General features: G+C 73.6%; 10 protein-coding genes and 1 pseudogene. 8 read left to right on the top strand and 3 right to left on the bottom strand.

Translation table 11 applies throughout. The features are described from left to right. Positions 1-207 precede the first annotated feature (207 nt). Complete coding sequence (gene paaN, locus WA762_RS07790; RefSeq protein WP_335934046.1) at positions 208-1,908, bottom strand: phenylacetic acid degradation protein PaaN; 1,701 nt, start codon at positions 1,906-1,908, stop codon at positions 208-210. Between the two features lie 123 nt (positions 1,909-2,031). Between paaN and WA762_RS07785 the strand changes: the two genes are divergently transcribed. Continuing rightward, on the top strand, positions 2,032-2,625 hold the full coding sequence (locus tag WA762_RS07785) for a TetR/AcrR family transcriptional regulator (protein WP_335934044.1): 594 nt from the start codon (positions 2,032-2,034) through the stop codon (positions 2,623-2,625). Positions 2,626-2,793: 168 nt separating this feature from the next. Here the strand turns inward: WA762_RS07785 and WA762_RS07780 are convergent, their stop codons facing one another. Next, positions 2,794-3,300: an Lrp/AsnC family transcriptional regulator gene (locus tag WA762_RS07780; RefSeq protein ID WP_443080542.1), complete on the bottom strand. Its 507-nt coding sequence runs from the start codon at positions 3,298-3,300 to the stop codon at positions 2,794-2,796. Between the two features lie 360 nt (positions 3,301-3,660). Between WA762_RS07780 and pdhA the strand changes: the two genes are divergently transcribed. The 7 genes and pseudogenes from pdhA (at position 3,661) to WA762_RS07745 (ending at position 13,124) form a co-directional block, all read left to right on the top strand. Further along, the gene (gene pdhA / locus WA762_RS07775; RefSeq protein ID WP_335934040.1) at positions 3,661-4,824 is read left to right on the top strand and encodes a pyruvate dehydrogenase (acetyl-transferring) E1 component subunit alpha; all 1,164 of its coding nucleotides are present in this window, start codon (positions 3,661-3,663) and stop codon (positions 4,822-4,824) included. Then, on the top strand, positions 4,821-5,852 hold the full coding sequence (locus tag WA762_RS07770; protein ID WP_335934039.1) for an alpha-ketoacid dehydrogenase subunit beta: 1,032 nt from the start codon (positions 4,821-4,823) through the stop codon (positions 5,850-5,852). Before pdhA ends, WA762_RS07770 begins: the two co-directional genes overlap by 4 nt. Then, complete coding sequence (locus WA762_RS07765) at positions 5,852-7,438, top strand: dihydrolipoamide acetyltransferase family protein (RefSeq protein WP_335934037.1); 1,587 nt, start codon at positions 5,852-5,854, stop codon at positions 7,436-7,438. Before WA762_RS07770 ends, WA762_RS07765 begins: the two co-directional genes overlap by 1 nt. A 122-nt stretch (positions 7,439-7,560) precedes the next feature. Next, a complete protein-coding gene (locus WA762_RS07760; RefSeq protein WP_335934035.1) occupies positions 7,561-8,409 on the top strand; it encodes an NTP transferase domain-containing protein in 849 nt (282 codons plus the stop codon). A gap of 833 nt (positions 8,410-9,242) precedes the next feature. After that, positions 9,243-10,766: pseudogene (locus WA762_RS07755) on the top strand (molybdopterin molybdotransferase MoeA); the annotation flags it as partial. After that, the gene (locus WA762_RS07750) at positions 10,724-11,923 is read left to right on the top strand and encodes a potassium channel family protein (RefSeq protein WP_335934034.1); all 1,200 of its coding nucleotides are present in this window, start codon (positions 10,724-10,726) and stop codon (positions 11,921-11,923) included. The pseudogene WA762_RS07755 and the gene WA762_RS07750, both read left to right, overlap by 43 nt. 214 nt (positions 11,924-12,137) lie before the next feature. Beyond that, complete coding sequence (locus WA762_RS07745) at positions 12,138-13,124, top strand: NAD(P)H-quinone oxidoreductase (protein ID WP_335934033.1); 987 nt, start codon at positions 12,138-12,140, stop codon at positions 13,122-13,124. A gap of 172 nt (positions 13,125-13,296) precedes the next feature. Here the strand turns inward: WA762_RS07745 and WA762_RS07740 are convergent, their stop codons facing one another. Next, positions 13,297-13,842 carry a bacterial proteasome activator family protein gene (locus WA762_RS07740; protein ID WP_335934032.1) on the bottom strand — a complete coding sequence of 182 codons (546 nt, stop codon included), beginning with the start codon at positions 13,840-13,842 and terminating at the stop codon, positions 13,297-13,299. Positions 13,843-13,849 lie beyond the last annotated feature (7 nt).

Below are 13,849 nucleotides of genomic sequence, written 5' to 3'. Positions count from 1 at the left end.
GCGGGCTGCCCCGCCCGTGCGCCGGCCATCCTGCTCGCACGCCGACCGTCGCGCCCGCGCGTTGGCCGCCCCGCTTCCTTTCCTCCCGTGCCCCGGCCTGCGGCTCTCCGGGGCTGCGACTCTCCAGGGGCTCCCGGCCCCACCTGACCCCCACCCCCACCCCGTGCTCCGGGAAGCGGGGTGGGAGTGGGGATTGGGAGGACGGGATCACGCCTGGCGGCGGACCTCCACCACGCGGAAGCGATTGGCCACGAAGGCACCGTCGCACAGGGCCGCGTTCGCCGCGGGGTTGCCGCCCGAGCCGTGGAAGTCGGAGAACGCCGCGGTCTGGTTGACGTACACCCCGCCGGTGAGATTCAGCGACAGCTGGGCCGACTCGTCCAGGCAGACGTCCTCCACCGCCTGCTCCACCTCCGGCGAGGTGGTGTACGCGCCGACCGTCATCGCGCCCTTGTCGCGGATCGTGCGGCGGAGCAGCTCCACGGCGTCGGCCGTCGAGTCGACGGCGACGGCGAAGGAGACCGGGCCGAAGCACTCCGACATGAAGTGCTCCGCGTCGTCCGGCTTGTTGCCGTCCAGCTTGACGATCGCGGGCGTGCGGACCACGGCGTCGGGGAACTCCGCGTCGGCCACCTCGCGGGAGGCCAGCGCGAGCTCGCCCAGCTCCTCCGCCGCCTCCAGCCGGGCCTTCACCGCGGGATTGACGAGGGCGCCGAGCAGGGCGCTCGCCCGCGCGTCGTCGCCCAGCAGGCCGTCGACCGCGGCGCCGATGTCGGCGACGACCTCGTCGTACGTCTTGTCGCCGGCGTCGGTCGCGATGCCGTCGCGGGGGATCAGCAGATTCTGCGGGGTGGTGCACATCTGGCCGCTGTACAGCGAGAGGGAGAAGGCCAGGTTGGCGAGCATGCCGCGGTAGTCGTCGGTGGAGTCGAGGACGATCGTGTTCACCCCCGCCTTCTCCGTGTAGACCTGGGCCTGGCGGGCGTTGGCCTCCAGCCAGTCGCCGAAGGCGGTGGACCCGGTGTAGTCGATGATCTTGATCTCGGGGCGCACGGCGAGGGCCTTCGCGATGCCTTCGCCGGGCCGCTCGGCGGCCAGGGCGACCAGGTCGGCGGCGAAGCCCGCCTCGACGAGCACCTCGCGGGCCAGCCGGACCGTGAGCGCGAGCGGGAGCACGGCGCGCGGATGCGGCTTGACCAGGACGGGGTTGCCGGTGGCCAGCGAGGCGAACAGCCCCGGATAGCCGTTCCACGTCGGGAACGTGTTGCAGCCGATCAGCAGCGAGATGCCGCGCGGCGCGGCCGTGAACGACTTGCGCAGTTCGAGCGGGGCACGCTTGCCCTGCGGCTTGGACCATTCGGCGTCGTGCGGCGTGCGGACCTGCTCCGCATACGCGTACGCCACGGCCTCCAGCCCGCGGTCCTGGGCGTGCGGGCCGCCCGCCTGGAACGCCATCATGAACGCCTGACCGCTGGTGTGCATCACGGCGTGGGCGAACTCATGGGTTCTGGCGCTGATCCGCGAGAGGATCTCCAGGCAGACCAGGGCCCTGGTCTCGGGCCCCGCCGCCCGCCAGGCCGCCATTCCCGCGCGCATCGCGGGAAGCAGGACGTCCGGGTCGGCGTGCGGGTACTCGACGCCCAGCTCCGGCCCGTACGGGGAGACCTCGCCGCCCGTCCAGCCGTCCGTGCCCGGCTGGCCGAGGTCGATACGGGTGTGCAGCACGGCGTCGAAGGCCGCCTTGCCCTCGGCGAGGCTCAGGCTGCCGGGGACGCCGCCCTCGCCGTACGCCTTGGGGTGCTCGGGGTGCGGGGACCAGTAGACGCGCGTACGGATCGCGTCGAGTGCCTGGTCGAGCGTGGGGCGGTGCTTCTCGGCAAGCAGACGCGGGGTGAGCTCGGCGGCCATGAAGGACCAACTCCTCATCGAGCTGGGCGGGGACAGACGGACAGAGTTAGAGTAACCGAACGATCGGTCGGGACAAGGGGGCCCGCCCAACCTGTGGACAACCGGTAGGGGAGGATCGCGGACATGACCACGGCCAAGCGGGACACGTACACCCCGGAGACCCTGCTCACCGTCGCCGTCCGGGTCTTCAACGAACGCGGCTACGACGGCACGTCGATGGAGCACCTCTCCAAGGCGGCGGGCATCTCCAAGTCCTCCATCTACCACCATGTCGCGGGCAAGGAGGAGCTGCTCCGCCGTGCCGTGAGCCGGGCCCTGGACGGGCTCTTCGGGATTCTCGACGAGCCCGGCGCGACGCAGGGGCGGGCGATCGAGCGCGTCGAATACGTCACCCGCCGCACCGTCGACGTGCTGATGGCCGAGCTGCCCTACGTCACCCTGCTGCTGCGCGTGCGGGGCAACACGAAGACCGAGCGCTGGGCCATGGACCGGCGGCGCGAGTTCGACCAGCGGGTGACCGAGCTGCTCGGGGCGGCCGTCGCGGAGGGCGATCTCCGCGCGGACGTGGACATACGGCTGGTGACGCGGCTGCTGTTCGGGATGATCAATTCCCTGGTGGAGTGGTACCGGCCGCAGCCGGACGGCGGCGTCGACGGGGAGCGGCTGGCGGACACGGTCGTCCGGGTGGCCTTCGAGGGCGTGCGGTCCAGCCGCTGAGCCACGGCGGCGGGCGGGCCGCGGGGCCGGCCCCCGGTTCGCTGTTCCCGGTACGCGGCCCCTGATCCGTGCCGGCCCCCGGCCCCTGGTTCGTGCTCCGGCCCCCTGATCCCTGCCGTCCCCGGCCTCTGGTTCGTGTTCGCCGGCCCCGGTCTCGCTCCCGGCTCCTCAGGCGAGCTCGGAGGGCCGGTCCGGTCCGGGGGTCAGGTCCGTCTCCTCGAAGACGAGGAGCGTGCGCGTGGAGAGCACCTCCGGAATGGACTGGATCTTCGTCAGGACCAGCTCGCGCAGCGACCGGTTGTCCGGGGTGTGCACCAGCAGCAGAACGTCGAAGTCGCCGCTGACGAGCGCGATGTGGGTCGCTCCCGGCAGGGCCTGGAGCTGCTCGCGCACGGTGCGCCAGGAGTTCTGCACGATCTTGAGCGTGATGTAGGCGGAGGCGCCCTGCCCCGCCCGTTCGTGATCGATCCGGGCGGTGAAGCCGCGGATCACCCCGTCGTCGACGAGCCGGTTGATCCGGGCGTACGCGTTGGCCCGGGACACATGGACGCGGTCGGCCACCGACCGTATCGAGGCGCGGCCGTCCGTCTGGAGCAGCCGCAGGATGTCGCGGTCGATGGCGTCGAGCGGGCGCGCGGGCGGGATCCGCTCGGGTTCCTCGACCCCCGCGGCCATTTGTTCAGCCGACATGTGCCCGCGCCTCCTCGCCCTGGACGACCTGTCCCTATCCCAGGCTGTGGATAACCGTTTGTCCACAGGCTGGAGGCGCCTGTAGCCAAAATGCGCTCACGACCGAACAATCGGTAGGTGAGGCGGGTCACAGCCGCGCCTCGGACAGTGCCCGACGTATCGCTCCATGTCGTCATCCCGGAAGTCCCTCGACGCCCGGGATGCCCACCCGACGCTTCTCGACGCTCCTACCACACCCTTCGGCCCCCGGACGCCCCCTCGACCCCTTCGACACCCCTCGGCATCGGACGATCCCGACGCCGACAGATGCCGCTCGGAACCCCTCGATGCCAGGAGGTGCTTGTCATGACGGTCCAAGAGCTGCCCGGCGCGGCGGCCTACCGCCCCACGCCGCCCCCGGCCTGGAAGCCGCTCACCGATCCCGCGCCGTTGCTCCCGGACCCCGAGCCGTACCGCGTGCTCGGTACGGATGCCGTGGGCGAAGCCGACCCCGGGCTGCTGCTCCGGCTCTACGCGGAGCTGGTCCGCGGCCGCAGGTACAACGCGCAGGCCACGGCCCTGACCAAGCAGGGGCGGCTCGCCGTCTACCCGTCGAGCACCGGGCAGGAGGCCTGCGAGATAGCGGCCGCGCTGGTCCTGGAGGAGAGGGACTGGCTCTTTCCCAGCTACCGCGACACGCTGGCGGCCGTGGCGCGCGGCCTGGATCCGGTCGAGGCGCTGACGCTGCTGCGCGGCGACCGGCACACCGGCTACGACCCGCGCGAGCACCGCATCGCACCGCTCTGCACCCCGCTCGCCACCCAGTTGCCGCACGCCGTGGGCCTGGCGCACGCGGCGCGTCTGCGGGGCGACGACGTCGTGGCGCTGGCCATGGTCGGCGACGGCGGGACCAGCGAGGGCGATTTCCACGAGGCGCTCAATTTCGCGGCCGTCTGGCGGGCCCCGGTCGTCTTCCTCGTACAGAACAACGGCTTCGCGATCTCCGTGCCGCTGGCGAAGCAGACCGCGGCCCCGTCGCTGGCGCACAAGGCCGTGGGGTACGGGATGCCGGGCCGGCTGGTCGACGGCAACGACGCGGTGGCGGTGCACCAGGTCCTCGGGGAGGCGGTCGCGCGGGCGCGGAGGGGCGACGGGCCGACCCTCGTCGAGGCGGTGACGTACCGCATGGACGCCCACACGAACGCCGACGACGCCACCCGCTACCGCACCGACGGCGAAGTGGAGGCGTGGCGCGCGCATGATCCGATCCTGCTTCTGGAACGGGAGCTGACCGGGCGGGGCCTGCTCGACGACGACGGGAAGGACGAGGCGCGCGCGGCGGCCGAGCGGATGGCGACGGCGCTGCGCGAGCGGATGAACGCCGATCCGGTGCTGGACCCGATGGACCTCTTCACCCACGTCTACGCGGAGCGGACCACGCAACTGCGGGAGCAGGCGGACCAGTTGCGCGCCGAGTGGGAGGCCGGTCGGGAACAGGCCGCGGGCGACCGGACGGAGGAGGGGCGATGACCACGGCAGCGGCGCCGGCCGGGACGCGGGCGGCGAAGGCCAGACCCGCCACGATGGCCCAGGCCCTGGGACGGGCGCTGCGCGACTCGATGGCCGAGGACCCCGCGGTGCATGTCCTCGGGGAGGACGTCGGCACGCTCGGCGGGGTCTTCCGGATCACCGACGGCCTGGCGAAGGAGTTCGGCGAGGACCGTTGCACGGACACCCCGCTGGCCGAGGCGGGCATCCTCGGCACGGCCGTCGGCATGGCGATGTACGGGCTGCGGCCCGTGGTGGAGATGCAGTTCGACGCGTTCGCCTATCCGGCGTTCGAGCAGCTCGTCAGCCATGTCGCCAAGATGCGGAACCGGACGGGCGGGGCGATGCCGCTGCCGATCACGGTCCGGGTGCCCTACGGCGGCGGGATCGGCGGGGTCGAGCACCACAGCGACTCCTCGGAGGCGTACTACATGGCGACGCCCGGTCTCCATGTCGTCACCCCCGCCACGGTCGAGGACGCGTACGGGCTGCTGCGGGCGTCGATCGCCTCCGACGACCCGGTGGTCTTCATGGAGCCGAAGCGGCTCTACTGGTCGAAGGCGGACTGGTCGCCCGACGCTCCTCCGGCCGTCGAGCCGATCGGGCGGGCCGTCGTCCGCCGACGCGGGCGCGGCGCGACGCTGATCACGTACGGCCCTTCGCTGCCGGTCTGCATGGAGGCCGCGGAGGCGGCGGTCGAGGAGGGCTGGGACCTCGAAGTCGTCGATCTGCGTTCGCTGGTGCCGTTCGACGACGAGACCGTCGCAGCCTCCGTGCGGCGCACGGGGCGCGCGGTCGTCGTCCATGAGTCCTCCGGTTTCGGCGGTCCGGGCGGCGAGATAGCGGCCCGGGTCACCGAGCGGTGCTTCCACCATCTGGAGGCGCCGGTGCTGCGGGTCGCCGGGTTCGACATCCCGTATCCGCCGCCGATGCAGGAGCGGCACCACCTGCCGGGTGTGGACCGGGTGCTCGACGCGGTCGCCCGGTTGCAGTGGGAGGCGGAGAGCTGATGGCCCAGGTACTGGAATTCAGGCTGCCGGATCTCGGCGAGGGGCTCACGGAGGCGGAGATCGTGCGCTGGCTGGTGGAGGTCGGCGATGTCGTCGCCATCGACCAGCCGGTCGTCGAGGTCGAGACGGCCAAGGCGATGGTGGAGGTGCCGTGCCCGTACGGGGGCGTGGTGACGGCGCGGTTCGGTGAGGAGGGCGCGGAACTTCCGGTCGGCGCACCGCTGTTGACCGTGGCGGTGGGGGCCGGTGACGGCGGAGCGGGTGAGGCGTCCGGATCCGGGGAGTCCGTGGGCTCGGCGGGGTCCGGGAGATCCTCGGGGCGGGCCGGGGCGGCGGCGGGGTCCGGCGAGTCGGCGGGCGTGGGCGCGGGCCCGGTGGCGGGTGGCGGTGCCGACGCCGGTCCTGCCGCGGCCGGCGGGGGTTCCGGGGGCGGGCCGGTGTCCGATGCCGGTACCGCAGCGGCGGAGTCGTCCGGCAATGTGCTGGTCGGATACGGGACCGGCGCGCCGGTGGCACGTCGTCGGCGGGTGCGGCCCGGGGCATCGGTCGTCCGGGAGGCCGTTCAGGCCCCTCCCGGTCTCGCGCGGGGCACGGCCGCCGAGGCCGGGGGCGCTCCGGCGACTTCCGCCGGGGATCCGGAGCCGTCGGGGGGCCCGGTGGCCGTCGTCTCGCCGCTGGTGCGGAAGCTGGCGCGACAGCACGGCCTCGACCTGCGCCGACTGGCGGGGTCCGGGCGCGACGGGCTGATCCTCCGGTCCGACGTCGAGGCCGCGATCCGGGCGTCGGCGGAGGCCGCGGCGGCCCGGACCGCCGCCCAGCCGGTCGCGACGCCGGCGCCGGCGGGGCCGGGGCCGGCGTCGCAGGCGGGCCGGGCGGGCGCACCGGCCGCTGAGCGGATCCCGCTGCGCGGGGTGCGGGGCATGGTCGCGGACAAGCTGGCGCGCAGCCGCCGTGAGATCCCCGACGCCACGTGCTGGGTCGACGCGGACGCCACCGAGCTGATGGCGGCCCGAGCCGCGATGAACGGCGCGGGCGGCGCGGCCATGGGGCCCAAGGTGTCGGTGCTGGCCCTGCTGGCACGTATCTGCACCGCCGCGCTGGCCCGGTTCCCGGAGCTCAACTCCAGAGTGGATCCGGAGGCGCGGGAGATAGTGCGGCTGCCCGAGGTCCATCTCGGGTTCGCGGCCCAGACCGAGCGCGGACTGGTCGTCCCCGTCGTACGGGACGCGCACGCCCGGAACGTGGAGTCGATCGGGGCCGAGATCAGCCGGCTGACCGAGGCCGCGCGGGCCGGAACGATATCCCCGGCGGAGCTGACCGGCGGCACGTTCACCCTGAACAACTACGGGGTGTTCGGCGTCGACGGCTCGACCCCGATCATCAACCACCCGGAGGCGGCGATGCTCGGCGTCGGCCGGATCGTGCCCAAGCCATGGGTGCACCGGGGCGAACTCGCCGTGCGCCAGGTCGTCCAGCTCTCGCTGACCTTCGACCACCGGGTCTGCGACGGCGGCACGGCGGGTGGGTTCCTGCGGTACGTGGCCGACTGCGTGGAACAACCGGCGGTGCTGCTGCGCACGTTGTAGTCGTGGCGGACGGCCGTGGGGGCGTGGTCGCGGCGCCTTCGTCCGGTCCCCTTCCCATCCCTCGTCCTCCCGCTCCCTCCCCGGGCGGATGAGGGGAGGAGGCGGCCCGCATACTCGGATGCATGACCGCGTATGACGCCATCGTCCTTGCCGGGGGCACCGCCGCACGACTGGGCGGTGCGGACAAGCCCGGGATCCGGATCGGCGGCCGCACCCTGCTCGACCGGGTGCTCGCCGCCTGCGCGGGCGCCACGACCACGGTGGTGGTGGGCGGGCGTCGTCCCACGGCGCGCGCGGTGACCTGGACGCGCGAGGCGCCCCGGGGCGGCGGGCCGTTGGCCGCCCTGGACGCCGGGGTACGGCAGACCCGCGCGGACTGGGTGCTCGTGCTCTCCGCCGACCTGCCGTTCCTCGCGGAGACCACCGTCGCCGCGCTGCTGCACGCGGCCGCCGACGGCGGGTGGGAGGGGGCCCTGTGCACGGACCGGGACGGGCGCGACCAGCCGCTCGTCGCCGTCTACGCGGCCGAACCGCTACGCCGTGAACTCGCCCTGATCGCCGCCGAGCACGGTGGCCTGTCCGGGCTGCCGCTGCGGCTGCTGACGGGCGAACTGAATCTGGCACGGGTGCCCGCCGGTCCTCTCGCCTCCTTCGACTGCGACACCTGGGAGGACATCGCGGCGGCCCGGGCCCGCATCAGGGAGCATGGGAACGTGCTGGACGAATGGATCACCGCAGTCAAGAACGAACTGGGTATCGAACTCGACGTGGACACCACTGTCTTGCTCGACCTCGCCCGTGACGCCGCCCACGGGGTCGCCCGCCCGGCCGCGCCGCTGACGACCTTCCTGGTCGGGTACGCCGCGGCGAAGGCGAGCGGGGACGACGGCGGTCCGGAGGCGGTGGCCGAGGCCGCGCGCAAGGCCGCCGCGCTGGCCATGCGGTGGGCGGACGAGAACGAGAGTCAATGACGATCCGGGACGGCGGGCCCGACCCCCTTTCCGCGGTGACCGGTTCCGGGCCTTCGGCGGCCGCCGGGTCCCGGCCGCGGTCGTCGGCTGTCGGCCCCGGGCCGACGACGGGCACCGGCAGCGCGTCGCCGTGGGCGGGAACGGGGACGGGGACGGAGGCCGGGACGAGGCCGGAAGCAGGGCGGACCTCGGTCTCCGGCTCGGGGCCGAGCCCGGACCCCGGTCCGTGCCAGGGGGATCCGGGTTCGAGCCCTGGTCCGTGCCCGGAGGACCAGGGCAAGAGCTTCGGCCCGTTCCAGGAGGATCTGGGGCTGAGTCTGGGCCCGTGCCCGGAGGAGGCGTGGGCGGCCGAGGACGATCTGGCTGTTGAGCAGGCCCTTGCCCTGGTCAGGGGAGAGGCGGCGGGCGAGCCGCACGCCTCCGGTCGGCCTGCCCCGACGGGCGGCGGCTCCTCCGCCGGCAGCCGGGCGTCTGCCGACCGGGCGTCGTCTGCTGATCGAGGGTCGTCTGCCGACCGGGCGTCGTCTGCTGATCGAGGGTCGTCTGCCGAGCGGGGGCCGGCCGGTGATCGGGGACCGTCTTCCGGGCGGCGGCCGTCGGCCGGGCGGGCCTCCGTCGACCGGGATTCCGCCGACTGCCGGGCCGCCGCGGACGTCTCCGCCGGATGGCCCGACCCGGTCTCCGACACGCAGTGGCCCGCAGCCGGATGGTCCGACTCCGACCCCGATTCCGACCCCGACCTCGCTCCCGATCCCGCTGCCGGTGGGCAGGAGGGCGCCGCCGGACGGGCCGGGGCCGCGTCGGGGCGCGCCCATGAGCCCCGCGACTCCGTCTCGTCCCCGCCGCCCTCGGGCTCGTCCCCGTTCCCGCCGTCGCCCGCCCCTGCCCTCGCGCCCGCGCCCTCGGGCTCGGGGTCGGAGGGGGGCTCCGCTCGGTCGCGGGGGCGGGAGCGCCGGGGGCGGGCGGTTCCGTGGCAGGAGGCGCGCGCCCTCGCCGCGCGGTCGGGCCGCAGGACACCCGTCCGCGACCGCCGTCTCCCCCTCGACCAGGCGCTCGGCCGCGTGCTCGCCGAACCGCTCACCGCCCTCACGGATCTGCCGCCCTTCGACACCTCCGCCATGGACGGCTGGGTCGTGTCCGGGCCGGGACCGTGGACCATCCGCGGGCTCGCCGAGACCGGCCGGGGCACCGAACCGGGCATTCTCGCCGGTCGCGGCGCCCCCGCCCGGCTTTCCGACGGGGAGGCCGTACGGATCGCCACCGGCGCGCGTATCCCGGCGGACGCCAACGCCGTGATCCGCAGCGAGCACGGCCGGGTCGACGTGGCCAAGGGCCTGCTCCACGCCGGCGGCCGGGTGCACCCCGGGCAGGACATCAGGCCGCGGGGCCAGGAATGCCGCTCCGGCGACCGGCTGCTGCCCGCCGGAGCCGTGGTGACCCCCGCCGTCCTCGGCCTGGCCGCCGCCGCCGGATACGACGAACTGGTCACCGTCGCGCGTCCCCGGGTCGATGTCCTCGTCCTGGGGGACGAGCTGCTGACCGGCGGACTGCCGCACGACGGACTGATCCGCGACGCGCTCGGACCGATGATCGGCCCCTGGCTGCGGGCACTGGGCGCGGACGTCTCCGCCGCGCGGCGGCTCGGTGACGACGCGGGGGCGCTCCGGCGTGCTCTCGCGGGCTCCGACGCCGATCTGGTCATCACCACGGGCGGTACGGCCTTCGGCCCGGTCGACCACGTCCATCCGGTGCTCTTCGAACTCGGGGCCGAGCTGTCGGTCGACGGGGTCGCCGTCCGTCCGGGCCACCCGATGCTGCTGGCCAGACTCGGGGCGGGCGACCCGGAACCCGGCCCGTATGTCGTCGGGCTGCCCGGGAACCCCCTGGCCGCCGTCTCCGGCCTCCTCACGCTCGCTCAGCCGCTGTTGCGCGGTCTGGCCGGGCATGCCGCGCGCGAGCCGCGCTGGGCCGTCATACGCGACGAGGTGCGGGGGCATCCGCACGACACCCGGCTGGTGCCCGTCGCCCGCCGGCCCGCCGCGTCCGGGGAGAGGTCTGCCACATCCCGCGAGAGGTCTGCCGTACTGCGCGAGAGACCCGGTACGCCGGGAGCGGGCGGCTCCGGGACAGGCCGTCCCGGGGCGAGCGGTCCCGGAGCCGGTGGGGCGGGAACCGGGAGCGCCGTCGAGTACGTCGTACCGCTGCGTTACGACGGTCCGGCGATGCTCCGGGGCATCGCCGTGGCGGACGGGCTGGCCGTCGTACCGCCGGGCGGGGTACGGTCCGGCACCGAGGTGGAGATCCTCGAACTACCGTGGGCCTCGGCGACGCCGTGGACGGAAGGGTGTTTCACGTGAAACTTCCCGGCCACGATGCGATGGCCAGGCGCGCTGACGAGCACGTCGTACCCACCCGGGTGCAGCTTCCCCGCCGGGTCGTCGACCGGCCGGCCCGGCAGGTGGCCAAACGGCTGTCGATGGCGCTGCTGGTGCTGGCCATCACCGTGTTGATCGTCTGGGTGGACCGCAAGGGGTACCACGACGCCGCCGACGACACGGTCGACCTGCTGGACTCGGTGTACTACGCGACCGTCACCCTCTCCACCACCGGCTACGGCGACATCACCCCGTACAGCGACAGCGCCCGGCTCGCCAATGTGCTGCTCGTGACCCCGCTGCGGGTGCTCTTCCTGATCATCCTGGTCGGCACCACCCTTGAGGTCCTCACGGAACGGACCCGGGAGGACTTCCGGCTGAAGCGTTGGAGAACGAACTTGCGTGACCACACCATCGTCGTCGGGTTCGGCACGAAGGGCCGTTCGGCCATCCAGACCCTGCGTGCCACCGGCCTGAGAAGCGAACAGATCGTCGTCGTCGACCCGGCGAGCAAGGTGATCGAGATCGCCAACGCCGAGGGGTTCGTGGGCGTGGTCGGTGACGCGACGCGCAGCGAGGTGCTGCTGAGGGCCGAGCTCCAGAAGGCGCGTCAGATCATCATCGCCACCCAGCGCGACGACACGGCGGTGCTGGTGGCGTTGACGGCGCGGCAGCTCAACCGGACCGCGAAGATCGTCGCCGCCGTGCGCGAGGAGGAGAACGCCCCGCTGCTGCGGCAGTCCGGCGCCGACGCCGTGATCACCAGTGCCAGCGCGGCCGGACGGCTGCTGGGGCTCTCCGTCCTCAGCCCCAGCGCGGGCACGGTGATGGAGGACCTGATCCAGCAGGGCAGCGGCCTCGATCTCGTCGAACGCCCGGTGATAAAGGCCGAGGTGGGCAAGAGCGTCCGGGAGACGGACGATCTGGTGGTCAGCGTGCTGCGGGGGCACCGGCTCCTCGCCTACGACGATCCGGCGGCGAGCCCGTTGCAGCTGACCGACCGCGTGATCACCATCGTGCGCGTCTCGCACGAACAGCCCCTGGGGCACCCGGGCCTCGGCGGCCCGCGGCAGTATCCGGCGTCCGCACGCGAAACCGGCCCCCAGCCTGGTGGCCGGGGCCCGCAGCCGCGCCCGTAGGGGGTGTCTGACACATACCTGCGGCGTCGCGGGGTCCGGCACGCACGCTCGCGGCGTTGCCGAACCGCCCACGTGGCTCCGCCACGCAGACGCTCGCGGAGCCTTGCGATCGCACGCACCGGCCCCCGCTCCTTCTCCCACACTCATTTATCAGACACCCCCTAGCCCGGCCGGTGTCCGCGCCGGTGGGGCGTCACGGAGTAGCCTCGCCGCCATGTATGCGATCACGATCCCCGAACCCGGTGGCCCCGAGGCGCTCGTGTGGGCCGAGGTGCCCGATCCGGTGGCCGGTGAGGGCGAGGTTCTCGTCGATGTCGTGTCGAGCGCGGTCAACCGCGCCGACGTGCTGCAACGACAGGGGTACTACAACCCGCCGCCCGGGGCGTCGCCGTATCCGGGTCTGGAGTGTGCGGGTCGTGTCTCCGCGATCGGGCCCGGCGTCAGCGGCTGGTCGGTCGGTGACGAGGTGTGCGCGCTGCTCGCGGGCGGCGGTTACGCGGAGAAGGTCGCCGTGCCCGCGGGGCAGCTGCTGCCGGTGCCGGACGGGGTCGACCTGGTGTCGGCCGCGGCGCTGCCCGAGGTGACGGCCACGGTCTGGTCGAACGTGTTCATGGTGGCCCATCTGCGCCCCGGTGAGACGCTGTTGGTGCACGGCGGGTCCAGCGGCATCGGCACGATGGCGATCCAGCTGGCCAAGGCGGTGGGCGCGCGCGTCGCGGTGACTGCGGGCGGGCCGGAGAAGCTGGCCCGCTGCGCGGAGCTCGGGGCCGACATCCTGATCGACTACCGGGAACAGGACTTCGTCGACGTGCTGCGCAAGGCGACGGACGGGGCCGGCGCGGACGTCATCCTCGACATCGTCGGCGCGAAGTATCTGGACCGGAACGTGAAGGCGCTCGCCGTCAACGGCCGACTGGCCATCATCGGCCTCCAGGGCGGGGTGAAGGGCGAGCTGAACCTGAACGCCCTGCTGCGCAAGCGGGCCGCGATCACCGCGACCTCGCTGCGCGGCCGTCCGCTCGCGGAGAAGGCGGCCATCGTCGCCGCCGTGCGCGAGCACGTCTGGCCGCTGATCGCGGGCGGGGTCGTCCGGCCGGTCGTGGACCGCTCGCTGCCGATGCCGGACGCCGCCGAGGCCCACCGGGTGCTGGAGTCCAGCACGCACATCGGGAAGGTGCTCCTGCGGGCCCCTGCGAGCTGACGCCCGCCCCAGGCGGCATGGCGGAGGCCCGGCATGGCGGAGGCCCGGCACGGCGGAGGCCCGGCACACGGTCGGTGACCTGTGTGCCGGGCCTCCTCGCCGTCGTACGGCCGAACGGCGCCGAGCCGTCCGGCCCGGATCACGATCCCCCGAAGGCCCGGATCACGATCGCCTAGAGGTACGGGCCGGTGCGGATGGCGCCGTGCTGGTCCCCGCCGTCCGCCTCCTCGTGTCCGCTGCCCGGCGGCAGGGCGCGGCGCATCTGCTCAAGCTGGGCCCGTGCCGCCATCTGCTGGGCGAACAGCGCCGTCTGGATGCCGTGGAACAGCCCCTCCAGCCAGCCCACCAACTGGGCCTGTGCGATCCGGAGCTCCGCTTCGGACGGCACCGTCTCCTCGGTGAACGGCAGGGAGAGCCGCTCCAGCTCCTCCACCAGCTCCGGGGCGAGGCCGTCCTCCAGTTCCTTCACGGAGCTGGCGTGGATCTCCTTGAGCCTGACGCGGCTCGCCTCGTCGAGAGGAGCCGCCCTCACCTCTTCCAGGAGCTGCTTGATCATGCTGCCGATGCGCATGACCTTCGCGGGCTGTTCGACCATCTCCGTCACCGGGACCTCACGCGACTCGTCGTCAGTGCCACCGCCGCCGATCGCCATGCCGTCCTGCCCCACCACGAGGACTTGGGGGTGCTCCTGCGACCGTTCATTCCTCGGCATCTCCATGGCGTCA

Source organism: Streptomyces tyrfis (assembly GCF_037034285.1).
Taxonomy (GTDB): Bacteria; Actinomycetota; Actinomycetes; order Streptomycetales; family Streptomycetaceae; genus Streptomyces.
This window is presented reverse-complemented; position numbering and strand designations above follow the sequence as displayed.

What these genes read in the sequence shown, in the direction of transcription:
- paaN (WP_335934046.1), bottom strand. Translation starts at nt 1,908, where the DNA reads ATGGCCGCCGAGCTCACCCCGCGTCTGCTTGCCGAGAAGCACCGCCCC.
- WA762_RS07785 (WP_335934044.1), top strand. Translation starts at nt 2,032, where the DNA reads ATGACCACGGCCAAGCGGGACACGTACACCCCGGAGACCCTGCTCACC.
- WA762_RS07780 (WP_443080542.1), bottom strand. Translation starts at nt 3,300, where the DNA reads ATGGCCGCGGGGGTCGAGGAACCCGAGCGGATCCCGCCCGCGCGCCCG.
- pdhA (WP_335934040.1), top strand. Translation starts at nt 3,661, where the DNA reads ATGACGGTCCAAGAGCTGCCCGGCGCGGCGGCCTACCGCCCCACGCCG.
- WA762_RS07770 (WP_335934039.1), top strand. Translation starts at nt 4,821, where the DNA reads ATGACCACGGCAGCGGCGCCGGCCGGGACGCGGGCGGCGAAGGCCAGA.
- WA762_RS07765 (WP_335934037.1), top strand. Translation starts at nt 5,852, where the DNA reads ATGGCCCAGGTACTGGAATTCAGGCTGCCGGATCTCGGCGAGGGGCTC.
- WA762_RS07760 (WP_335934035.1), top strand. Translation starts at nt 7,561, where the DNA reads ATGACCGCGTATGACGCCATCGTCCTTGCCGGGGGCACCGCCGCACGA.
- WA762_RS07745 (WP_335934033.1), top strand. Translation starts at nt 12,138, where the DNA reads ATGTATGCGATCACGATCCCCGAACCCGGTGGCCCCGAGGCGCTCGTG.
- WA762_RS07740 (WP_335934032.1), bottom strand. Translation starts at nt 13,842, where the DNA reads ATGGAGATGCCGAGGAATGAACGGTCGCAGGAGCACCCCCAAGTCCTC.